16 protein-coding genes and 2 pseudogenes are annotated in these 21694 nt (G+C 41.6%); 15 read left to right on the top strand and 3 right to left on the bottom strand.

Features of this window, described 5'->3' with window-relative positions; all coding sequences use genetic code 11:
* Positions 1–65 precede the first annotated feature (65 nt).
* The 5 genes from dapD (at position 66) to TZ97_RS07955 (ending at position 5926) form a co-directional block, all read left to right on the top strand.
* The gene (dapD, locus tag TZ97_RS07975; protein WP_003016885.1) at positions 66–764 is read left to right on the top strand and encodes a 2,3,4,5-tetrahydropyridine-2,6-dicarboxylate N-acetyltransferase; all 699 of its coding nucleotides are present in this window, start codon (positions 66–68) and stop codon (positions 762–764) included.
* 287 nt (positions 765–1051) lie between these two features.
* Positions 1052–2185, top strand: coding sequence for an N-acetyldiaminopimelate deacetylase (locus tag TZ97_RS07970; protein ID WP_045759975.1), 1134 nt, complete (start codon positions 1052–1054; stop codon positions 2183–2185).
* 108 nt (positions 2186–2293) lie between these two features.
* Entirely contained in the window at positions 2294–2833 is a 540-nt protein-coding gene (locus tag TZ97_RS07965; RefSeq protein WP_045759974.1) for a 5-formyltetrahydrofolate cyclo-ligase, read from the top strand.
* Positions 2817–3494 carry a rhomboid family intramembrane serine protease gene (locus TZ97_RS07960; RefSeq protein ID WP_045759973.1) on the top strand — a complete coding sequence of 226 codons (678 nt, stop codon included), beginning with the start codon at positions 2817–2819 and terminating at the stop codon, positions 3492–3494. Before TZ97_RS07965 ends, TZ97_RS07960 begins: the two co-directional genes overlap by 17 nt.
* Positions 3495–3943: 449 nt before the next feature.
* Positions 3944–5926 (top strand): C69 family dipeptidase, encoded by a 1983-nt coding sequence (locus TZ97_RS07955; RefSeq protein ID WP_045759972.1) that lies wholly within the window; start codon positions 3944–3946, stop codon positions 5924–5926.
* A 163-nt stretch (positions 5927–6089) separates the two neighbouring features.
* Here the strand turns inward: TZ97_RS07955 and galU are convergent, their stop codons facing one another.
* Both galU and TZ97_RS07945 read right to left on the bottom strand, forming a co-directional pair.
* Positions 6090–6998 carry a UTP--glucose-1-phosphate uridylyltransferase GalU gene (gene galU, locus TZ97_RS07950; protein WP_003008975.1) on the bottom strand — a complete coding sequence of 303 codons (909 nt, stop codon included), beginning with the start codon at positions 6996–6998 and terminating at the stop codon, positions 6090–6092.
* 45 nt (positions 6999–7043) lie between these two features.
* Complete coding sequence (locus TZ97_RS07945; RefSeq protein ID WP_045759971.1) at positions 7044–8060, bottom strand: NAD(P)H-dependent glycerol-3-phosphate dehydrogenase; 1017 nt, start codon at positions 8058–8060, stop codon at positions 7044–7046.
* 272 nt (positions 8061–8332) lie between these two features.
* Here TZ97_RS07945 and TZ97_RS07940 point away from each other — a divergent pair, with 272 nt between their 5' ends.
* From TZ97_RS07940 to pgfM1, 5 genes are all read left to right on the top strand, one after another.
* On the top strand, positions 8333–9022 hold the full coding sequence (locus tag TZ97_RS07940; protein WP_003012927.1) for a gamma-glutamyl-gamma-aminobutyrate hydrolase family protein: 690 nt from the start codon (positions 8333–8335) through the stop codon (positions 9020–9022).
* Between the two features lie 114 nt (positions 9023–9136).
* On the top strand, positions 9137–11140 hold the full coding sequence (locus tag TZ97_RS07935) for a DUF2079 domain-containing protein (RefSeq protein WP_045759970.1): 2004 nt from the start codon (positions 9137–9139) through the stop codon (positions 11138–11140).
* 163 nt (positions 11141–11303) lie between these two features.
* Positions 11304–13382 (top strand): Ig-like domain-containing protein, encoded by a 2079-nt coding sequence (locus TZ97_RS10725; protein ID WP_045759969.1) that lies wholly within the window; start codon positions 11304–11306, stop codon positions 13380–13382.
* A 70-nt stretch (positions 13383–13452) separates the two neighbouring features.
* Positions 13453–14412, top strand: a complete 960-nt coding sequence (pgfS, locus tag TZ97_RS07925) for a glycosyltransferase PgfS (RefSeq protein WP_023919773.1) — start codon at positions 13453–13455, stop codon at positions 14410–14412.
* A gap of 17 nt (positions 14413–14429) precedes the next feature.
* Positions 14430–17357, top strand: coding sequence for a glycosyltransferase PgfM1 (gene pgfM1, locus TZ97_RS07920; RefSeq protein ID WP_045759968.1), 2928 nt, complete (start codon positions 14430–14432; stop codon positions 17355–17357).
* Between the two features lie 92 nt (positions 17358–17449).
* On the opposite strand, the gene TZ97_RS07915 is transcribed toward pgfM1, so the two are convergent.
* The gene (locus TZ97_RS07915; protein WP_023919769.1) at positions 17450–19270 is read right to left on the bottom strand and encodes an LPXTG cell wall anchor domain-containing protein; all 1821 of its coding nucleotides are present in this window, start codon (positions 19268–19270) and stop codon (positions 17450–17452) included.
* A gap of 427 nt (positions 19271–19697) precedes the next feature.
* Between TZ97_RS07915 and TZ97_RS07910 the strand changes: the two genes are divergently transcribed.
* The 5 genes and pseudogenes from TZ97_RS07910 to TZ97_RS07895 all read left to right on the top strand — a co-directional run bounded on the left by TZ97_RS07910 (position 19698) and on the right by TZ97_RS07895 (position 21689).
* Positions 19698–20144 (top strand): dUTP diphosphatase, encoded by a 447-nt coding sequence (locus TZ97_RS07910; protein ID WP_045760229.1) that lies wholly within the window; start codon positions 19698–19700, stop codon positions 20142–20144.
* Between the two features lies 1 nt (position 20145).
* On the top strand, positions 20146–20685 hold the full coding sequence (locus TZ97_RS07905; protein WP_045759967.1) for a histidine phosphatase family protein: 540 nt from the start codon (positions 20146–20148) through the stop codon (positions 20683–20685).
* Positions 20686–20695: 10 nt separating this feature from the next.
* Positions 20696–20857, top strand: a pseudogene (locus TZ97_RS10320) (DNA repair protein RadA); the annotation flags it as partial.
* Positions 20853–21155: pseudogene (locus TZ97_RS07900) on the top strand (isochorismatase family protein); the annotation flags it as partial. The pseudogenes TZ97_RS10320 and TZ97_RS07900, both read left to right, overlap by 5 nt.
* A gap of 18 nt (positions 21156–21173) precedes the next feature.
* Complete coding sequence (locus tag TZ97_RS07895; RefSeq protein WP_045759966.1) at positions 21174–21689, top strand: histidine phosphatase family protein; 516 nt, start codon at positions 21174–21176, stop codon at positions 21687–21689.
* The last annotated feature ends 5 nt before the right edge of the window (positions 21690–21694 follow it).

Raw genomic sequence — 21694 nt, 5'->3', positions numbered from 1 at the left:
GTGTTCATCTCACTAGGATTGTGGTATAATATGGATACATTTAATTGAAATGAATGGAGAATCTCATGACTGCACAAAAAATGTCTGCTCAAGAAATTATCGCTTTTATTGGAAATGCAGAAAAGAAAACAAATGTGAAAGTAACCTTTGAAGGGGAATTGGCAACAGCTGTTCCTGCTTCTGTTACCAAGCTGGGCAATGTGTTGTTCGGTGACTGGAAAGATATTGAGCCCCTTCTTGCTAACTTGACTGAAAACAAGGATTATGTGGTCGAACAAGATGGCCGGAATTCAGCTGTTCCCTTGCTGGATAAGCGCTATCTAAACGCGCGTATCGAACCAGGCGCTATTATCCGTGATCAAGTGACCATCGAAGACAATGCTGTCGTGATGATGGGTGCTGTCATTAATATCGGTGCTGAAATCGGTGCAGGAACCATGATTGATATGGGGGCTATCCTTGGTGGCCGTGCAACAGTCGGTAAAAACAGCCACATCGGTGCAGGTGCCGTTCTTGCGGGTGTCATTGAGCCAGCTTCTGCTGAGCCGGTTCGGATTGGTGACAATGTCTTGGTCGGTGCCAATGCAGTTGTGATTGAAGGGGTTCAAGTAGGGAACGGATCCGTCGTTGCCGCTGGCGCTATCGTTACTCAAGATGTCCCTGAAAATGTGGTCGTAGCCGGTGTCCCAGCTCGCATCATCAAGGAAATCGATGAAAAAACACAACAAAAAACAGCACTCGAAGACGCTTTGCGTAATTTGTAAGATATGAATGGTAGAGGCTGGGCAAAAACTGTCCAGCCTTTGATGTTTGAAGGGAATAATTGTATGACGCAGTGGTTGATTGGCATCTTTGTTCGCTTGATTAAGCTCCAAAGATGACCTATATTGACGGAAATGATATTTCCTTTATCTGCAACCTCCAACAGTCTCCCAGACTGTTGGAGCTATGCGGGGGTGGGAAGATTGAAAAGGTTTGGGGAACCTTTTCAACCTTTTTAAAATAATAGGAGTTCTTTCCCACTCCCTATTCTAATAGAAAGAAGACGACGATGACATTGGATTTAACCAAAATCAGACGGGATTTGCACCAAATCCCTGAAATTGGCTTGGAAGAATTTGAAACCCAAGCCTACCTCTTAGAGAGAATCGCAGAGATCACAGCGGGCAAGGACTTTGTTGAGCAACGGACTTGGCGGACCGGGATCTTGGTTTATCTCCATGGATCTGCGCCTGAAAAAACGATCGGCTGGCGGACGGATATCGATGCCTTACCGATTGTGGAACAAACGGGCCTTGATTTTGCCTCCAAGCACGAAGGACGGATGCATGCTTGTGGTCATGATATGCACATGACGACAGCCCTTGGACTGTTGGATCAACTGGTTCAAGTGCAACCAAAAAATAACCTGCTCTTTCTCTTCCAACCAGCTGAAGAAAATGAGGCTGGTGGAATGCTCATGTATAAGGACAATGCTTTTGGCGACTGGCTTCCTGATGAATTTTATGGTCTGCATGTGCGACCTGATTTGAAGGTGGGGGACATTGCGACCAATACGGGTACCCTTTTTGCGGGGACCTGTGAAGTCAAGATCACCTTTACAGGAAAGGGAGGGCATGCGGCCTTTCCACATGAGGCCAATGACGCTCTTGTAGCGGCCTCTTACTTCATTACCCAAGTCCAATCGGTCGTGAGTCGAAATGTCGATCCGATTGAAGGTGCTGTGGTGACCTTTGGTTCCATGCATGCAGGGACAACCAATAATGTGATCGCTGAGACAGCCTTCCTTCATGGGACCATTCGGACCTTGACCATGGAGATGAATCTTTTGACTCAAAAACGGGTCAAAGCCATTGCAGAAGGAGTTGCAGCAGCCTTTGATGTGAAATTGGACCTGGAACTCAAGCAAGGGGGCTACCTGCCTGTGGAAAACCAACCAGCATTGGCTAGAGAACTCATGGACTTTTTCACAGCTGAGGAAGACGTGAACCTGATTGATATCCTGACTGCGATGACAGGAGAAGACTTCGGCTTTCTCTTGAGCAAGGTCCCCGGTGTCATGTTCTGGTTGGGGATTGATACCCCTTATGCCTTGCACCATCCAAAGATGAGCCCAAATGAGGCCGCCCTTCCCTTTGCTGTGGAAAACATTGGTAAATTTTTGAAAATGAAGGCTAACCAATAAAGGATTGATTCAACTCCGTCTGGAGTTGGATTTTTTCTTTGTTGTATAAAAACTGTTCGGATCTTTCCTAAAAAATGATACAATAAAAGCTAGACAAAAGGAGTAGGCATGAAGAAAACACTACGAAAAGAAACTATAGCAGCCATGAAAGCACTGCCTCAAACTGTGAAAACTCAAGCAGATGAAGAGCTGACTCAGCGCCTCTTGGAGCTACCAGCTTTTCAGGAGGCAAAGACCCTTGCGACCTATCTGTCTTTTGACCATGAAGTTTCCACAGCTGGCTTGATCCAAGCAGCTCTTCAACTTGGGAAACGCGTCTGTGTTCCCCGTACCTACCCACAAGGGAGAATGGAATTTGTGGAATACGATCCTGATATTTTGGAAAAGACACGCTTTGGTTTGTTGGAGCCCAATGAAAAAGGGAAGCTTGTGGATCAGTCAGAGATTGATCTGATCCATGTACCAGGCGTGGTCTTCCAGTCAAAAGGCTACCGAATTGGCTATGGTGGTGGCTATTATGATCGTTATTTAGAAGATTTTACTGGAAAAACGGTTAGTACGATTTATTCCATCCAGCAAGGGGATTTCCAGCCAGATACGTTTGATCAGGCAGTTCAGGAGGTGCTAGTCTATGAAGTTACTCTTTGATCGTCGTTATCCTGTGACCAGCCTCTTATTGCTCGTGACAACGGCAGTCTTTCTTTCCATGTTTATCCGATTTGGAGGTGACTACCAAACAGGTGCCGCTGTTTACTATAGCGGTGGGATTATTGGAGAGGTTGTGAAAGTCGATCCTAGCCAGTTATGGCGAATCGTGACAGCTACATTTGTTCATATCGGCCTAGAACATTTTGTGCTCAATATGATCACTCTCTATTACTTGGGACGTTTGGCAGAAGATCTCTTTGGATCGAAGGCTTTCTTAGCTCTCTATCTCTTATCGGGCATGATGGGCAATGTCTTTGTCGCTATTTTTACGCCAGATGTGATTGCAGCAGGAGCTTCTACAGCCCTCTTTGGACTGTTTGGGACTATCGGTGCTCTGCGCTTTATTGTCCAAAGTCCCTATATTCGCCACTTGAGTCAGTCCTATACCAGCTTGATTGTGGTCAATTTGATCTTTAGCTTCATGCCAGGAATCAGTATGGCGGGGCACATCGGTGGCTTAGTAGCTGGGGTCATGTTGGCTTATGTCTTTCCAGTAAGAGGGGAAGCTCGCTTTATGAACCGAACCTATCAGATGAGTGCAGCCCTATCTTATCTCTTACTTTTGCTTTATTTCTTAGGTAAAATCTTAACTCTATTTTAAGAAGAGGCTAGGACAAAAGTCCTAGCCTCTTAATTGTTTTTGGATTGTCGAGCAAGACGCAGTGGTTGAGTGGGCTCTACTACGCTGATTTCATCAGCTTTTACAGCCCTACTCAACTGTTCGGAGGTGGGACGACGAAATCGAATTCTAACGAATTACCGATTTCTGTCCCACTCTCTTTTTTTCCTAAAAAATGTAGCGCAATCGTAAACTAACAGAAAATTGTTTGAAATGCAAAGAATTGTATATATTTATTATAATATGTTTGCAGGAGTCAAGAGAGCCCTCTATTGCTAGGTCCATAGAGAAGGCAATTATGGGTAAAGAGGTATAAAAATGCAAAATAGAAAGCGCTTGCAAAAAGGCTGAGAAAGGTGTAAACTGGAGATATAAAAATCAAAAATAGTGCTATTTTGTCAGAAGTAGTGCAAAAATAAAGGAGATTTGCCATGAAAAAATGGTTGTTAAAACTCTCATTGGTAGCGATGACACTCTTACTCCTACCGATTCAAGCTGTTCAAGCCTGTTGCGGTTTTATCATTGGTCGCCAATTGACCAAGGATGGGACCACTCTCTTTGGTCGGACAGAAGACTACCCTTACTATCCAAATGGTGGAAAGCACAACAAAAACTTTGTAGTTGTTGATGCGAAGAACTATAAGGAAGGGGATCAACTGGAAGACGAATCTAATGGTTTTACCTATCCACATGCTGCCAGTGAAATGAAATACACAGCGACTTATGACTCTGCTCGTGGAGATGGTAGTAACGGTGCCTTTGGTGAACACGGATTTAACGAAGCCGGTGTCTCTATGACCTCAACTGTTACAGCAATTCCAAACAAAAAGGTCTTGAAGACTGACCCATTGACAGAAAAGGGAATTCCAGAAGCTGCTATGTTGGACGTAGTTTTACCACGCGTTAAGTCTGCTCGTGAAGGAATCGAACTACTTGCGAAAGTCATTGAAGAAAAAGGTTCAGCTGAGGGGAATACAGTTGTTATTGCCGATCAGAAAGAAACTTGGTACATGGAAATTCTTTCTGGACACCAATATGTAGCTGTTAAAGTTCCAGAAGATAAATATGCAGTTTTTGCCAATACCTACTACCTTGGCCATGTAAACTTGAATGACACTGAAAATGTTATTGCTTCAAAAGATGTTGAAAAAGTAGCTAAAGAATCAGGTAGTTACAAGACTGATAAAGATGGCAATTTCCATATCGCTAAATCTTATGGACCAGAAAAATATGCTGAAGGAGACCGTTCACGTACTTACGCAGGAATCACTCTTTTGGATCCAAAATCAAAAGTGACTTATGAAGATGATGAATACGAACTCTTCCGCTCACCAACAGATCCAAACAAGAAATTTACTTTGGAAGATGCCTTTGCTCTCCAACGCAACCGTTTTGAACATTTGAATGGTCGTTTTGTTCCAGACGATCAAATTGGTGTCAAGAAACAAGGGGATAATGGTAGCAATGATGCTGTTCGTAAAGACCAATACAAGTATGCTTTAGGAAACGAAAACGTCATCGATGCCCATGTCTACCAAATCAATCCAAACCTTCCAAAATCATTTGGTGGAACTGTATGGCTTGGTATGGGACCATCTCGGAACACTCCTTATGTTCCATTCTATGGTAATCTAAAAGATACTTACGAAGCCTTCAAACCTCAAACAGCAACTTATGATCCAAATTCATGGTATTGGACAGTATGGCACATTGACAACATGGCGATCAATAACCAAGATGTCTTTGGTAAAACAGTTCAAGATCACTGGAAAGCTCTGGAAAAACAATTGATTATTGAACAGGAAGCTAGTGATGCAAAATATAAAGCTTTGAAAGACAATCCGGAAGCTGCTAAAGCAGTAGAAGACGAAGTGACAGCAAATGCTCTTGCGCTATCTAAAAAACTGTTTGAACACTTCAAATCTTATGAAGCAGATATGCATGCACATTTGATTTCGCTAGGTCGTAAAGATGATCCATATCGTGCCTCTAAGCCAGATGATTACAAAGACCCAGAGCCTGAAAAACCAGTTCAACCTGAGAAACCAGTAGAACCTGAAAAACCAGTTCAACCTGAAAAGCCAGTAGAACCTGAAAAACCGGTTCAACCAGAAAAACCAGTTCAACCAGAAAAACCAGTACAGCCAGAAAAAACTCAGCCAATTCAAACAAAAGTCAATGAAGAAGGCAATCCAAATAACCGCTTCGGTTATGCAGCTACAAAAGATAAAGAATCTTATGTTTCTACTAAAGTTGAAACATTTGTGAAACCAGAAGCAAAAGCTCAAGATCCATCCGAAGCAGTTTCAGCTGGTAATGGTGGCAATGAGAACAATCGTTTTGGTTCATCTTTTGCGAAAGCAACTGTTGAAACGTTCCCAAATACCAATTATTCTTACAATGTTCATCCTTAAACAATAAGAATTAAAAAGTGAATTGGACTAAGTCCAATGAAACAAAAGAGGCCGGATTTTTATCCAGCCTCTTTTTTACAAAAAAAAAGATTGACCATTGTAAGGTAGCAAATCCCTTACATGATATGGCCAGTCTTTTTGTATTCTTTTGATTTGGGAATGATTAGTCTGCAGTTTGTTCAGATGCTTCTAATTTTTTTCCAAGGTCGATAATATATTGTTTGAGATCATCTTTGACTTGAGGGTGTTTCAAGGCATAGTCAATCGAAGTTTTCATGAAGCCGAATTTATCACCTACATCGTAGCGTTGGCCTTTAAATTCACGGGCAAAGACTCGTTGGGTCTTGTTGAGAGTGTCGATCGCATCCGTCAATTGAATTTCATTGCCAGCACCTGGTTCTTGATTTGCAAGAATATCAAAGATTTCAGGAGTCAAGAGGTAGCGTCCGATAATAGCAAGATCACTTGGAGCATCCTCTGGGTTTGGTTTTTCGACAAAAGTTTCAACGCTATAAAGACCGTTAATGCCTTCGCCTTGAGGTGCGATCACACCGTAAGAAGAAACCTCTTCGTGAGGGACTTCCATCACAGCGATAGTGGACGCATGGGTTTCATCGTAGTCGTTCATCAACTGTTTGGTCAATGGCAAGGCATCATCATTAGTGATGTCCATGAGATCATCTCCCAACATAACGACAAAAGGCTCGTTTCCAACAAAGGCTTTTGCCTGAAGAACAGCGTCCCCTAAACCTCGAGGGTGACTTTGGCGGATGAAATGAAGATTGATCGCTGTTGTATCATTGACCAACTTGAGTAAGTCAGTCTTGCCTTTTTGCTCGAGATTGTATTCCAATTCGAAGTTAGAATCGAAATGGTCTTCGATCGAACGTTTGGCCTTCCCTGTTACGACAAGGATTTCCTCGATCCCAGATTTCAGAGCCTCTTCTACGATGAATTGGATCGTAGGTTTGTCAACGATTGGCAACATTTCCTTTGCCAAAGCTTTGGTAGCTGGGAGGAAGCGCGTCCCCAAACCAGCCGCAGGAATGACTGCTTTTCTAACTTTAGTCATATAGTTTCCTTTCTAAAAGGTAGGATTGATGATAGGGTGGTTGACTTATTTCCACTCGTTTTCTTCTTTAAATTCATTGCTCATCATGTGGTGGATGGCTTCGCGGATATCTTTTCCTTCATAAATGACTTGGTAAATGGCTTGTGTAATCGGCATGTAGACATCCAATTCTTGCGCCAGTTCATGGGCGACTTTGGTCGTAGAGATCCCTTCAATGATCATGCCCATGTTGGCTTCGATGTCTTCCAATTTTTCGCCACGTCCGAGAGCATCCCCAGCTCGCCAGTTGCGGGAATGAACAGAAGTACCGGTAACGATCAAGTCACCAACCCCAGACAAACCGCTATAGGTCAAGGGGCTAGCTCCTAGCTTAACGCCAAGGCGCGTAATTTCAGCGAGACCGCGCGTGATGATAGCTGCTTTGGCATTGTCACCATAACCAAGACCATGCAGGGCTCCAGCTCCGACTGCGATAATATTCTTCAGGGCTCCAGCAGTTTCCACTCCGATGACATCTGTATTGGTATACAGGCGGAAGTAGTGATTGCTAAAGAGTTCTTGAACATAACGTGCAGCTTCTAAATCTATTGAGGCAGCTGTAATGAGGGTGATGTCCCGTACGATAGTTTCTTCGGCGTGACTAGGTCCAGAAACGACCACCACCTCGCTGCGAAGAGAAGCAGGAATTTCTTCTTCAAGGATTTGAGAAATCCGATTGTGTGTACCAGGTTCTAGTCCCTTGGAAGCGTGCATGACTGTTACAGGGTGATCCAGTGTTTCAGCGACTTGTTTCGCCACCAAACGGGTCACCTTTGTAGGCACGACAAAGAGGATAGCGTCCACACTGTCCAAAGCTGCTTTCAAATCGGTCGTAGCAGTGATGTCTTCGCTAATAACGATATCTTTGAAATAGCGTTGATTGGTATGAGCGGTATTGATTTCATCGATTTGTTCTTGGATATTTCCCCAGAGACGGACTTCATGGCCGTTATCATTGAGGACTTGTGAAAGGGCTGTTCCCCATGAACCAGGACCCAATACTGCAACGGTTTGTTTTTCCATTGTATCTTCCATTTCTATGTCTATTTTTCAACAAGGCTAGGAATCTAGCGCTTGCGCCTTCGGAACGGCCTAATGTGTGCCTTGAAGGGCGATTCTATTTTCCTCTCTATTTTAACATAATATAGGTAAAAAAACTTGTATGATCATCAATTGTTTTGTGAGGAAAGTGAGGGTGATAAATAAAATCTATCACGGTTTTAAAAAATACATATTAGACACTATCACTAATGGGTGGTAAGATAAGTAGTAGTTAAAATGAAGGAGGAATGAATATGTGCAGAACAATTGTTGGAGTATCCGCTAATCTCTGTCCGGTGGACCCGGAAGGGAAAAACCTTCATTCCTCCGTGTCTAGTCAATTTGCTGAAGGAATCCGTCAAGCAGGTGGGCTTCCAATGGTCATCCCGATGGGGGATCCTTCCTTGGTTAAGGACTATGTTGAAACGATTGACAAGTTGATCTTAAGTGGAGGCCAAAATGTCGATCCTAGTCTCTATGGGGAAGAAAAAACCATCGAAAGCGATGATTACAATATCGAACGCGATCAATTTGAGCTTGCCCTACTGAAGGAAGCAGTTCGCCAAAACAAACCGGTTCTAGGAATCTGCCGTGGGGTTCAGTTGATCAATGTAGCTTTTGGAGGAACACTCAACCAAGAGATCGAAGGGCATTGGCAAGGACTTCCGTTTGGGACCTCTCATTCTATCCAGACTAAAAAAGGCAGTGTGGTAGAGCAGCTTTTTGGGCAGGCCAGTCGAATCAATTCCGTGCACCGCCAAAGTATCAAGGATCTTGCACCAAATTTCCGTGCGACCGCCTTTGATCCGCGCGATCACACCATCGAAGCGATTGAAGCAGTAGACGGCCATCGGATTATGGGCTTGCAGTGGCATCCAGAATACTTGGTCAATGAAGAAAAAGGTAATTTAGAACTCTTCCGTTATTTATTACAGGAACTATAAGAAAAAGAGAGGTTGAACTGGTATCAACCTCTCTTTTAGTGTGCTTATTACTATCTAGAAATAGTAAGGGTTTTGTGCTAGAATAGGAACTACAATTGGGAGGTATTGATAGAAATGAAACTTACTAAGACACTGAACCGTAACTATTTATGGTTGCTTCTAGGTTCTTATTTTGTGGCCATGATGGTCAATCTATTGAGTTTTTCAACAAAGGAATTATTTCTAGAACTTGGTAAAGTGGGATGGACCCATACGGTCCTTGCTTTGTTCGTTAGTTATCCTATTCTTTGGTTTTTGACGGAGAGCAAGAAGTATATCTGCATACAAAAATTGAATCTCTGGTTCGCGGCAGGTATCCTATTTATTTCTATTTTGAAAAGTCCGAGTCTCTTTATGTCATTGGGCCTAGTGTTGCTCTCACTGGTCTTGTTTCTATATTTTTATTTAGGAAAAGAAACAATCGCTTATATCTTCTTGGTGGTAAATATCTTGTCTTTTCCGAAATTGTTGCTACAAACCAGTGCCAATTTTCAAGATAAGGAACTGGGGATCTTTTCGTTTATGGTTTCTGAATCGAAGTTACCCACTTTGATCTGGCCAGTATTGGTATCCGTTGTCGTTGCCATTCTAATCGGTTTCGTTCTCTATAAGGTTTCTTTGGCTAAAGTCAATGAAACTTGGGTTCGAAGACTCACCGTGGTGACATTGATCAGTGGTATTTTCTACGTGCTCTATCTATCGGTTGTGGCCTATTATAAGATTAAAGCCAATGCGGTGTCTTCCTTTGATATTGGAATTTTTTCGCAGATGTTTGAGAGAATGAGACATGATTTTTCACAAGTCACCACCCTTGAAAGAGATAGGGCCTTATCGCATTTCGGAGTCCATATTTCTCCAATTTATTATTTGATCTTGCCCTTCTATATGCTATTTCCTTATGTGGAAACATTAGATATCGCTCAAACAGTGATTGTCTTTTCTGCAGTTATCCCGCTTTGTTTGATTCTAAAGAAAATACAATTGCCAAAAGTCATGAAGCCACTCGTGCTTGCCCTCTTTTTTGTGACTCCGGTCATGACAACGAGTGGTGGATTCCATTTGCATGAAAATTGTTTTTTGCCTCCATTGATACTTTGGTTGTTCTACAGCCTGATCTCTCAGTGGCGTGGCAGAACTCTTTTCATCACCTTATTGCTTCTCTTTGTGAAAGAGGATGCCTTTGTCTACGTGCTGTCCTTAGGACTTTATTTTGCTTTTCAACATCGTTTTACCTTCGAGGCCAAGTTTAAAAAGTGGTTGTATCTCAGCCTGTTTGCCTTACCGATACTTTATTTTGCATTTGCCATGTTCCTCTTAGCAAGATATGGCGAGGGAGCTATGGTTTCTCGATACAATAATCTATTATTGAGTGGCGAAAACGGCCTCCTGATGGTTGTGAAAAATGTAGTCCTAAATCCGCTTTATGTTTTGGGAAGTCTATTTACAGCGAAACGACTTGGTTACCTCTTTTTGGTCCTATTTCCTTTTAGCTTTTTACCACTGATTCAGCGACGTTGGTCTACCTATTTTCTGATGTTGCCCCTTTTTCTCATTAATTTATTGATGGATTGGCCTTACCAATATGATATTGGTTTTCAGTATAGCTATGGTTCGGTCACGCTTCTATTTCTGATGGCTTTATTGTCTATCGATCAATTAAGCAAGAATCAGTTGGCATCAGATAATGTATTGGTGGCTCTACTAGCTTCTTCCATCATTTTTTCAAGCGCCATTCTATATAGTTTCACGCATAATTGGAATTTTGAAATCCAATACTATCAAACACGCAAAGACTATTTTGATGGGCTCGAAAAGACCTTGCAGGCCATCCCTAAAGATAAAGCGGTCTTAGCAGCAGGTGGCTATACGCCAAGTCTTCGCAGTCATGAAAAATTGTATGATATTTTCTACCATAATAACAAAAAGCTTGATTCTAAGATTGACATAGTGGTAGTTCCAAGGGAAATGCAAGAGGAAAAAAATGGTTATTCTGAAACAGCCACTCTAAACCTCTATAAAGAATCAGGGTATAAAGAAAGCAACTTATCTACAAAAGATGTGCTGATTCTGGAAAAATAATTGTTTAAAAGAGGGAGGTTTATTTAGAAAAAAATTCACAAGCCCAATAGACCTTAAATATACAAAAGATGGATTTTTTGTTCAATAATCTTGACTTTCTCACTATGTTTTGCTATATTATATGCGTTGATTTATAAAAAATCAGCCTAGAAAGGGAGAAAAAATGAAAAAGTTAGCAGTTTATTTGTCAATAGTTTGTTCGCTATTGATTGTGTCATTGACACTTTTTTCTAAAACTGTACAAGCGGAAACGTCTAAAAAAGTCGATGTCATCACGGAGATCAAGATCCAAAATAGCAAAGGTGAAGAATTAGCAACCGGTCTAGGTCGTTATGACACTTTCCGTCTGAATGCAAAATTTGCTTTAGAAGGAAAAAATGTTAAAGCAGGGGATACAACTGAAGTCACTATCGATGGACCAATCGATATCAAGTCTCAGGATTTTGAAATCAACGATACAATCACTGGTAAAAAGATTGCCGATGCAAAAGTTGATGCAAAAACTGGTAAGATTGTCTTGACATTCACAGATTTCGCTCAAACGAAAAATGACGTTTCAGGTTCATTCTTCTTCTACGCTGGTGTTAACAAAGATAAATTCCCAAATGATGGTGAAGTTCCTGTTAAGGTTTCTGTTAACGGTAATGTAAAATTCAACGGTAAAGTAACAAGTACAACAGTTGGTGAAGGTAAACGTTACACAATCATCAAATCTGGTTGGGATAATGGAGATCACAAAAACCTTGGATTCCGTATCTCTGTAAACAGAACTAACGAAGCAATCAACAATGCAGTCCTTTCAGATTCAATAACATCAGCAGGGGTTACCTACAAAAAGGATAGTTTCAAAATCTTCAAAGGTACTTGGGAATACGCTAATGGAAAATGGACTCTTAACAATAAACAAGACGTTACGGCTAACTATACTGTAAACGCAACAGATAAGTCATTCTCTATTGATTTTGGTAATATTTCTGTTAACGATCACTTTGCAGTAGAATATGAAGCAGTTGCTAACTATGAAACTGTTGACGGCGAACAAATTAAGAATACAGCGACAATCAAAGGTGCTAACAAAGATGAGTACCCTTCAAATAGTAAAGTAAACATCCAAATCGCTGGTGGTGAAGGTATCGGTTACGAATTTAGCATTCAAGTGAAAAAAGTAGACGAAAACGGTGCTCCACTTAAAGGTGCGAAATTCCAAGTTATCCGTGCAACTAACCAAGATATCATTGGTGAGTTTGAGTCAGATGCTAATGGTGAATTCACTGTTAAGAACATCTTGCGTGACAAATATATCATCAAAGAAATTTCAGCTCCAGAAGGTTATGACTTGGCGGCAGATACTGTTGTGGAAGCTGGAGAATTTAAAACACCAGAAGCTCCAGTAGAGAAGACGATTGTAGACCAAAAGACAACGACTACAACTACCACAACAACGACAACCACCACGACTACAACAACGACAACAACTACTGCAGAACCAACCACCACCACCACGACTACTGCAGAACCAACGACCACGACAACAACTACTGCAGAGCCAACAACAACAACGACGACTACTGCAGAGCCAACAACAACAACGACGACTACTGCAGAGCCAACAACAACAACGACGACTACTGCAGAGCCAACGACCACGACAACGACTACTGCAGAGCCAACAACAACGACGACTACTGCAGAGCCAACAACAACAACGACGACTACTGCAGAGCCAACGACCACGACAACGACTACTGCAGAGCCAACGACCACGACAACGACGACTACTGCAGAGCCAACGACCACAACAACGACTACTGCAGAGCCGACGACTACTACGACCACGACAACAGAAGAGCCGACGACTACTACAACCACGACAACAGAAGAGCCGACGACTACTACAACCACAACAACAGAAGAGCCGACGACTACTTCAACCACAACAACAGGAGAGTCAACGACTACTACGACTACTGTAGAGCCAACGACGACAACAACGACTACTGCAGAACCAACCACCACCACCACCACAACAACAACTCCAGAGAAACCGGTGACTCCAGGAAGTGAAGAATCAACCACGACGACCACGACTGGAAAACCAGGACCAAAAGGTGGAAACAATGGAGGAGGGCGTAAAGCGCTTCTTCCTAATACAGGTGAAGTTGCAGCAACTGGATTTGTATTCTCAGGAGCCTTTGTGTTAGCAGGTGCAGTCGTATTGAAACGAAAATTGTCTATTAAATAAACAATGAGTTTCTACATAAGGGGAGAGCATGAGCTCTCTCTTTTTTGGGAATGTATTATGGAGAAAAGGGATGAAATTATCAATCTTAATAACCCTCTTGAATGAGGAGCTGGTACTTCCTCAAACCCATCGTGAAATTTCTAATCAGCTTGAGCAAATGTTAGGGAAAGAGCTCTCTGATTATGAAATCCTCTACATCGATGATGGAAGTAGTGACAAGACCTTTGAGTTAATTGAAGAATTTGCAAGAGAAAACGACCGCATCAAATATATCCGTTTCAGTCGAAATTTTGGACGAGAGAGCGGTATCTTGGCTGGTTTTAAATATGCCAGTGGGGATGCGGTTATGGTCATGGACGGGGATCTCCAGCATCCACCATACTTGATTCCCTTATTCTTAGAAGCTTATAATGAGGGCTATGATATTGTTAGTGGCCAACGAACTCGTGAAGGAGAATCTTTTGTAGGAAGTTCCTTTGCACGTTTGTTTTACTTCTTGTCAAATCGCTCCATGGATGTGCACCTAACAGATGGAAAATCTGAATTAAGACTGCTTAGCCGAAAAGCGATGGAAGCCTTTGTGTCAATGCCAGAGTACAATCGCTTTAATAAAGGTTTGTATGAATGGATTGGTTTTAAAGAGAAAGTAATCCCTTATAAGAATGAAACCCGTAAGGCTGGAAAGAGTAAGTTTGGTTTTAAGAAATCTTTGAATTATGCGATTCAAGGAATTATTTCTTTTAATGATCGTCCTCTCCGTGTTTGTATTCAATTCGGTTTCATCTGTTTAGGGCTGGCTCTTTTATATCTAGTTTTTGAGTTGATGAAATATATCTTCGCTGCTGGGAATTATGTGAGTGGTTATTTCACAACGATTGCGGCTATTATATTATTTAGCGGAGTGCAACTCATCTTCATCGGAATTCTTGGAGAGTATATTGGCAAGATCTATTACGAAGTGAAGCGTCGTCCTCATTTCATCATTGAAGAGACCAATATCGAACAAGCGAAGAAAAATCATATCGGCTAAAGAAGATAGGAGAAAACATGTTAATCTGGTTCATGCGTTGGCAAGAGTTTTGGAAAAAACATCCAAAGAAAGTTCTCTATGCTGCAAGTGCCCTGCTCCCAATGACCATTATGCTGGTTGTGTGGGCCGTTATAGGGATGTACCCTTTTGGAAGTAAGAGTCTGATGGCTGTTGACTTTGGACAGCAATATATCAGTTTCTTTGGCTTGCTAAAAAATGCCATCTTGACGGGGGATCTATCTAGTTTGAGTTATTCTTTCACCAAGTCTCTTGGTGGAGATATGATCGGTGTGCTCGGCTACTATTTAATGAGTCCCTTCAACATCATCTATATTCTAGCTCCCCTCAAATATTTTGGAGCAGCAGTATTTTTAACTATTTGGCTCAGATACGGGGCAATCGGTCTATCCTTTGCTTTCCTTTTAATCAAGCGCTACAAAGGATTAGAATCTAGAAAATGGTTGGTTCCATTATTCTCGACAGCCTATGCCTTGTCAGGAATGTTGGTTTCTTATCAGATGAACGTCATCTTCTATGATGCCATGATCATGCTTCCTATTGTGATTGTGTATTTGGAAGAATTATTAGATGGGAAATCTCCTTATCGCTATGCTTTTGCTCTGGGATTGACGGTCTTGCTTCAGTTTTATATGGGCTATATGATCTCCATTTTCATCGCTCTGTATGCCTGCTACTATGTATCGCCAAGATTGCTGGTTGAGGGAGATCTAAAGGCAAAGATTAAAAACTTTAGTATCCCTTTATTGCAAGCGGTGATCTATTCGATTATTGGGATTGCAACAGCTTCAGTCTTGCTCTTGCCTGTATTTTTCAACCTGATTGAAAGTAAGGGGCAAGTTGGTGGAGGCATGAGCTTCTCATTTGCCTTCCAAATTAACCCTTTAGATATTCTTTCTAAGTTGGTTGTTGGTGGCTTTGATACGACATCAGGGTGGTCAGCGGGTCCCAACCTTCCCAATATTTATATTGGAGCGCTCGGCTTTCTTGGTTTTATCTTTTATTTCCTATCGCAAAAAGTTGGAAAAGCCAAAAAATGGGCTGCAGGGATTGTTACCCTCATTTTCCTGATTTCCTTTGTCAATGAATTTGTCAGTAAGATATGGCATATGGGACAAAACCCAGCCGGTTTCTTCTTCCGTTTTTCTTGGCTATTTTCATTCTTTATACTAGTCCTAGCTTATCAAGCGATGAAGCAGAAGATCGTTATTTCCAAACGAACTAACTGCATCATCGGCTTGGGCTTGCTCTTGTCGGTGGTTTATCTCTATTTCCATCAGTATAGTTTTATCTCAAAGACCCAACCGCAAGCGATCAGTCGTTTCCTCTCTAAGTTCTCTATTCTAAGTGTTCTGGGAATAGCAGCAGTGACCTGCTTCATCTTCTATGCGTATTGGGAAAAATCTCAGAAGAGCCAATTGGAAAAAATGATTCGAATGGCTCTAGCAGCAGTATTTCTAGTACTAGCTGCCGTCTTATTAAAGACAGGTTATCTCTTGTCGCAAGTGGGGATTACAGCGATGCTCTACTTGAGCATTCTCTTCATCCTAAACTTTAAGATCTCACGTTTGTCCATGATTGTCGTATCTGTGCTGACAATTTTTGAGTTTGGCTATAATGCGTATTTGTCCCAAGTAACATTTGGGTATGATGATGTGCACAAGTTTGCAGATGCGACCGTTTCGGTCAAGCGCGTGACAGACAATATCCAAGAAAATGCAGATCAAAAATTCTATCGGATTGCCACGGATTTTGCCTATTCCAGAACAGTTCCTTCCTTGGTGTCCTATCCGGGTCTAAGTACCTTTAGTTCAAGTTTGGAACGTAGCACCATGGATCACTTTGCTTTCATGGGAGATCTTGGCGTTAATGCGGCGACCCAATATTCAAATGGGACACCTTTGACAGATGCTTTATATGGTGTTCGTTACTTTATGAGTGCCAAGGATTTTGATCCCAAAGATATTGAAGCCAATCCGGATAAGATGTACTTTTATCGATTTACAGACCGCTTTGATCTGCATCGCTATTTCACAGACAAGGTTTATGAGGACAAGCGTTATGTCGTCTATAAGAATCCAAATTCCTTCCCACTTGCATACGGGACTAACAGCCTGGTAAGAAATATTCAATTTGGTGCCAATAATGCCTTTGCTAACCAGAATATCATTTTGAACTCCATGGAGGGGCATCAAAAGGCCAATAATGATACCGTTGAGTACTTTAAACCCTTGGCGTTCAGCTCGATCGAGACAGAAAATGTGATCGAAGAAAAGGTTAATAAGGAAACGGGAGAAGCCATCTATAAGAGAGCGGATTCGTCAAAAGATGCCATTATTCGTTATAAGGTCACTCCACGTACCAATTACACCTATTATTTCTTTACTCCTGTATCTTTGATCCAAAACCAAGATTACTCGGTTTTACTCAATAATAAATGGTTGCTCAATGCTAAAATTTTCACGCAAAGACAAATTTGGCAGTTGACAGATCAAACTGAAAACCAAGAAACCGTTATTGAATTTAGATTTAGAACAGATCACATCGATATGAGCAATGCAGGTGTTTATCGCGCCGACGTTGATCAGATTCAACAGGTATTAGAAAACCGGAAGAAACAAGGTTTACAAGTAACCAAGTTTTCAAATACCCATATTGTTGGCGATGTGTCTATCACAGATGATAGTAACTATATGATGACTTCCATTCCATACAGCGATGGCTGGAAAGTGAAAGTGGATGGGAAGTTTGTCAAAACCGAAAAAGCATGGAATGCATTCTTATCCTTCCCAATCTCAAAGGGAAATCATAAGGTTGAATTCGTCTTTAGACAAAAAGGCGTGATCCTGGGTGCCTTGCTATCTATTGTTTCTGTTGCTTACCTCGTCATTCAAATGAGACGAAGCAGAAGTAATGAAGGACAATAAGGTGTGAGAGTATCAAAAACTGTGATCAACACAAAAAAGGATCGCATCCAATGGGATGCGATCCTTTTTTATATGATCCGCAATGCAAACGATTAGTTATTAGAAATCTTGCGTTTCAAGATGACGGCTCCTGATAGGATAGCAACACCGATCAAGATGACACCAGTAGCGACTGCTTCACCTGTTTTTGGCAGGAATGTCTTGCGACCTCCGTTTGAAGTTGTGGTGCCAGAATCATCTGGGTTACCAGGTTTGGTCGTATTCGTTGTTGGCCCTTCTGGAGTTGTTGTCGTAGTGGTCGTTGGAGTCGGCACTGGTTTTTCAGACGTGGTTGTAGTCGTCGTTGTAGTTGTTGTCGTAGTCGGCGTAGGTTTTGGACCTTCTGTCGTCGTTGTTGTAGTTGTTGGCTCTTGAGTCGTCGTAGTCGTTGTTGTAGGTTCTTCAGTTGTTGTTGAAGTTGTTGTTGACTCTGGAGTTGTTGTAGTGGTAGTAGGTGTAGGTTCCTCAGTTGTTGTCGTAGTCGTTGTTGGCTCTTGAGTCGTCGTAGTAGTTGTTGTCGGCTCTTGAGTCGTTGTAGAGGTTGTTGTCGTAGTAGTAGTTGTAGTGGTTGTCGTAGTCGTTGTCTGTTCTTTTGGATTGACGATCGTCTTCGTAACCTTATGATCCTTACCAAAATCTTCAGCATTTACGACGGTGTCAGCCTCCTTGATCGTATAACCCGCAGGGGCCTCGGTTTCTGTTAAGATGTATTTATCTTTTAAGAGCGCATTAACCGTAATATCTCCGTTCTCATCTGTAACGTATTCCCCAATCACTTGGTTGTTGGCTTGACGAACGATTTTAAACTTAGCTCCAGCAAGTGGCTGACTTTCATCGTTTACCTTGTGGACATGAATTGTAAAGACATAACCGACACCAGATCCTCCTGCGACTTGGACAGCGGCTGTGTTTGTCACATCTTTTGTTTCAAACTGCTTTCCTTTAAGGGTAGCATCGTTTTTAAGAAGTTCCCCGTCTACAGGCTCGTAATTTAAGCGAACATCATAATCAATCCGATATTGATCGTTTTCGCTAATGTCCCCCAGATTGACAACAAAAGATTGACCATCTTCACTGATGGTAACAGGGTGTTGATCCGTTACATCAACACGATTTGAAAAGACCCATTCACCTGCTTCAAATGAGAACTTCCCTTTGATGACTTTGATGCTGTCTTTTACATAGGAAGCATTTGTAAATCTCAAATGATCTTCAATAGTGACTTCTTTGATATTTTGTTTACTTTTATTAACAGAAATAGTATAGGTGACTGTTTTATGGTCGTTGTCATTCACCCAACTAGTTTTTGATAATGGAGTTGGGTTACCGTCTCCGACTCCTTTAAAGGTAACCTTCCCGCCGATCTTGGTTTCTCCATTGACGGTAATTTCAACAGGGACTTCCCCTTGTTGAGGGTGTTTCTTAAAGTCGATCCGCGCATAGAAGAAGAAGGATCCCTGGGTATCTGAGTGTTTTTCGACATAGTCAGTGTAAGTCAATGACAATTTCTTATTGTCTTTGTCAACCGTTGCGTGGGCAATGACCTCATTCGTATTGACATCACGAATTTCAAAACTTTGCGACGTAATGATCAAAGCATCTGGAACGGTGAGATCAGTCGTATCACCTTTTTTGACATTCTTACCAGCTAAGTCGAAATCAGCATTGATACGAAATGTTGCCCATTGTCCTAATTCCCAATCAAGGTTGCCACCTTCATTATTGGTAACTTTGATATTTTTGATTGTATCGACCAATTTTCCGCTTACTGTCACTCCAGGAGTTTCTGCTGAAGTGCGATTCAGACCTAAAGCGAAAAGCATGGCCACTAAACAAAGGACAAATGAGAAAATTTTGATATTCCTATTCTTCATCTTATCTTCCCTTTTCATAAAAAAATTAGTGCCTAATCATCAATACCTGATTACTTTTAACGATATGGACCTTTCAAATCCTATCTGTTGGTAATTAGAATTGAGTGCTGAGACACGACCTCCATTAAATAATTTTATAGGGTAAAATATTTTACTTTTAAAATTATTCCCTACACAGGGAATTATAGCAAAAATAATAATTGGCTTCAAGCTAAAATCGGTGAAATTAGGTGTTTTTAAGCTGTTTCATTAACTTTCACTTTCTTTTAGAAAACAACCATGAAAGTATCATATAATTTACAAATAATGAAGGTGAAAAAGGAGGTTTTTACTCAAAAAATACGAATAGTAGTATAGGGGAGACGCTAGGGCAAAGTGATGGTATAATAGAAGAGATGGAAACTATTTAGATAAAAGAGGAATTATGATGACAAAAATTCGCGGATTTGAGCTTGTATCAAGCTATACCAATCAGGACTTACTGCCAAAACGGGAAACGGCCCACGCGGCTGGTTACGACTTAAAGGTGGCAGAGCGCACGGTGATTGCTCCAGGGGAAATCGTCCTCGTGCCAACTGGGGTCAAGGCCTATATGCAAGCGGGTGAAGTGCTTTATCTTTACGATCGCTCGTCCAACCCTCGCAAAAAAGGCCTGGTCTTGATCAACTCTGTGGGGGTCATTGATGGAGACTACTATGGCAATCCAGGAAATGAAGGCCATATCTTTGCTCAGATGAAAAATATTACCGACCAGGAAGTTGTTCTTGAAGTTGGAGAACGTGTGGTTCAGGCTGTCTTTGCACCATTCTTGATTGCCGATGGAGATGAAGCAGCCGGCGTGCGTACTGGTGGATTTGGGTCAACAGGGCACTAAGATGAAGATTATCTTTGTCCGTCACGGGGAGCCAGATTATAGTATGCTTGATAAACTTGAAAATCCGCAACTCTATAGTGGTTTTGGTCGTGATTTAGCACCATTGACAGGAAAAGGTCGCAGTCTGGCAAAAGAAGTTGCTAAAACTGCATGTTTTGGAAAGGCAGAGATTATTATTTCATCGTCTGTGACGAGGGCTTTAGAAACAGCACATTATATAGCAGTTGAAACAGGATTGGACTTGTTTGTGGAGCCGTTTTTTCATGAGTGGCGTCCAGACATAGATGGCACTAACTCTGATTTAACTAGTGTATTAGTAGCTCATGAATATTATCTAAAACATCAAGGAGCTTTATCTGAAGATTCTCCTTATCGCTATGAAACTGATCTAGAGATGCGTCATCGTTTTTTAACAGCTTTGGAAAAATATAAAAATTATAAAACTATTATCATTGTAACTCACGGAATGCTCATGCGCCAGTTTGTGCCAAATGAGAAGATTGATTTTTGCCAAGTGATTGAATGTGAGATAGAGATATAGAAAGAGGTTTATTATCGCAAAGAAAAAGGCGACATTTGTGTGTCAAAATTGTGCCTATAATTCCCCCAAGTATTTAGGACGCTGTCCAAACTGTGGGTCTTGGTCTTCTTTTGTTGAGGAGGTTGAGGTTGTAGAGGTCAAGAATGCGCGTGTGTCCTTGACGGGGGAGAAAAGACAGAAAGAAGAAATTTGCGACCGGCTTGCTGCTTGTATCTTCTCGTATCTTTGAGAAGCGTCGGGCTTCTTGTTTTACTAATCCAGATTTAAAAGATTTTTTAGAGGAAAACGGTGCTAAAAGTATAGAGTTTATAGGGGTAGATGGCAATGGCTGTGTTAAGGCTTCCGTTTTGGCAGCTACCAAGGAGAATTATCAGGTTTCTGTCGATTTGTCTGCTGTCGGAGTTGCCAACCAGAAGAAATTCTCTAAAACACTGAAGCAGTGGCAAGATTGCGGAATCAAGATTGGATAGTTTTATGGGGATCTTAATATGAAAATTATTTTTATCCGTCACGGGGAGCCAAATTACCGTGAGTTAGAGGAGCGTTCCTATACTGGATTCGGGATAGATTTGGCACCCTTATCTGAGAAAGGAAGACAACAAGCTCAGGAACTTTGCAAAAATCCTTTATTTGGCTCAGCTGATATCCTGGTGTCTTCTGCAGTGACGCGAGCTTTAGAAACGGCTTTTTATGTATCCTGTGCTACTGGCCTTCCTTTGAGGGTAGAGCCATTATTGCATGAATGGCAGGTTTATGAAACAGGTATAGAGAACTTTGAAACAGCTAGATGTCTGTTTTTAGAAAACAAGGGGGAGTTGCTCCCAAATTCTCCTGTTCAATATGAGACAGCTGTAGAGATGAAGTCTCGTTTTCTAGAATGCATGGCTAAGTATCGGGGACATCAAACTGTGGTAGTTGTAGCCCATCGCATGCTTATGCGCCAGTTTGTGCCAAATGAGAAGATTGATTTTTGCCAAGTGATTGAGTGTGAGATAGAGATTTAGAAAGA

The sequence above is a fragment of the Streptococcus parasanguinis genome (assembly GCF_000963275.1).
Taxonomy (GTDB): Bacteria; Bacillota; Bacilli; order Lactobacillales; family Streptococcaceae; genus Streptococcus; species Streptococcus parasanguinis_B.
Note: the sequence above shows the minus strand (reverse complement) of the source record. Positions and strands in the feature narration are given on the sequence as shown.

What these genes read in the sequence shown, in the direction of transcription:
- dapD (WP_003016885.1), top strand. Translation starts at nt 66, where the DNA reads ATGACTGCACAAAAAATGTCTGCTCAAGAAATTATCGCTTTTATTGGA.
- TZ97_RS07970 (WP_045759975.1), top strand. Translation starts at nt 1,052, where the DNA reads ATGACATTGGATTTAACCAAAATCAGACGGGATTTGCACCAAATCCCT.
- TZ97_RS07965 (WP_045759974.1), top strand. Translation starts at nt 2,294, where the DNA reads ATGAAGAAAACACTACGAAAAGAAACTATAGCAGCCATGAAAGCACTG.
- TZ97_RS07960 (WP_045759973.1), top strand. Translation starts at nt 2,817, where the DNA reads ATGAAGTTACTCTTTGATCGTCGTTATCCTGTGACCAGCCTCTTATTG.
- TZ97_RS07955 (WP_045759972.1), top strand. Translation starts at nt 3,944, where the DNA reads ATGAAAAAATGGTTGTTAAAACTCTCATTGGTAGCGATGACACTCTTA.
- galU (WP_003008975.1), bottom strand. Translation starts at nt 6,998, where the DNA reads ATGACTAAAGTTAGAAAAGCAGTCATTCCTGCGGCTGGTTTGGGGACG.
- TZ97_RS07945 (WP_045759971.1), bottom strand. Translation starts at nt 8,060, where the DNA reads ATGGAAAAACAAACCGTTGCAGTATTGGGTCCTGGTTCATGGGGAACA.
- TZ97_RS07940 (WP_003012927.1), top strand. Translation starts at nt 8,333, where the DNA reads ATGTGCAGAACAATTGTTGGAGTATCCGCTAATCTCTGTCCGGTGGAC.
- TZ97_RS07935 (WP_045759970.1), top strand. Translation starts at nt 9,137, where the DNA reads ATGAAACTTACTAAGACACTGAACCGTAACTATTTATGGTTGCTTCTA.
- TZ97_RS10725 (WP_045759969.1), top strand. Translation starts at nt 11,304, where the DNA reads ATGAAAAAGTTAGCAGTTTATTTGTCAATAGTTTGTTCGCTATTGATT.
- pgfS (WP_023919773.1), top strand. Translation starts at nt 13,453, where the DNA reads ATGAAATTATCAATCTTAATAACCCTCTTGAATGAGGAGCTGGTACTT.
- pgfM1 (WP_045759968.1), top strand. Translation starts at nt 14,430, where the DNA reads ATGTTAATCTGGTTCATGCGTTGGCAAGAGTTTTGGAAAAAACATCCA.
- TZ97_RS07915 (WP_023919769.1), bottom strand. Translation starts at nt 19,270, where the DNA reads ATGAAGAATAGGAATATCAAAATTTTCTCATTTGTCCTTTGTTTAGTG.
- TZ97_RS07910 (WP_045760229.1), top strand. Translation starts at nt 19,698, where the DNA reads ATGACAAAAATTCGCGGATTTGAGCTTGTATCAAGCTATACCAATCAG.
- TZ97_RS07905 (WP_045759967.1), top strand. Translation starts at nt 20,146, where the DNA reads ATGAAGATTATCTTTGTCCGTCACGGGGAGCCAGATTATAGTATGCTT.
- TZ97_RS07895 (WP_045759966.1), top strand. Translation starts at nt 21,174, where the DNA reads ATGAAAATTATTTTTATCCGTCACGGGGAGCCAAATTACCGTGAGTTA.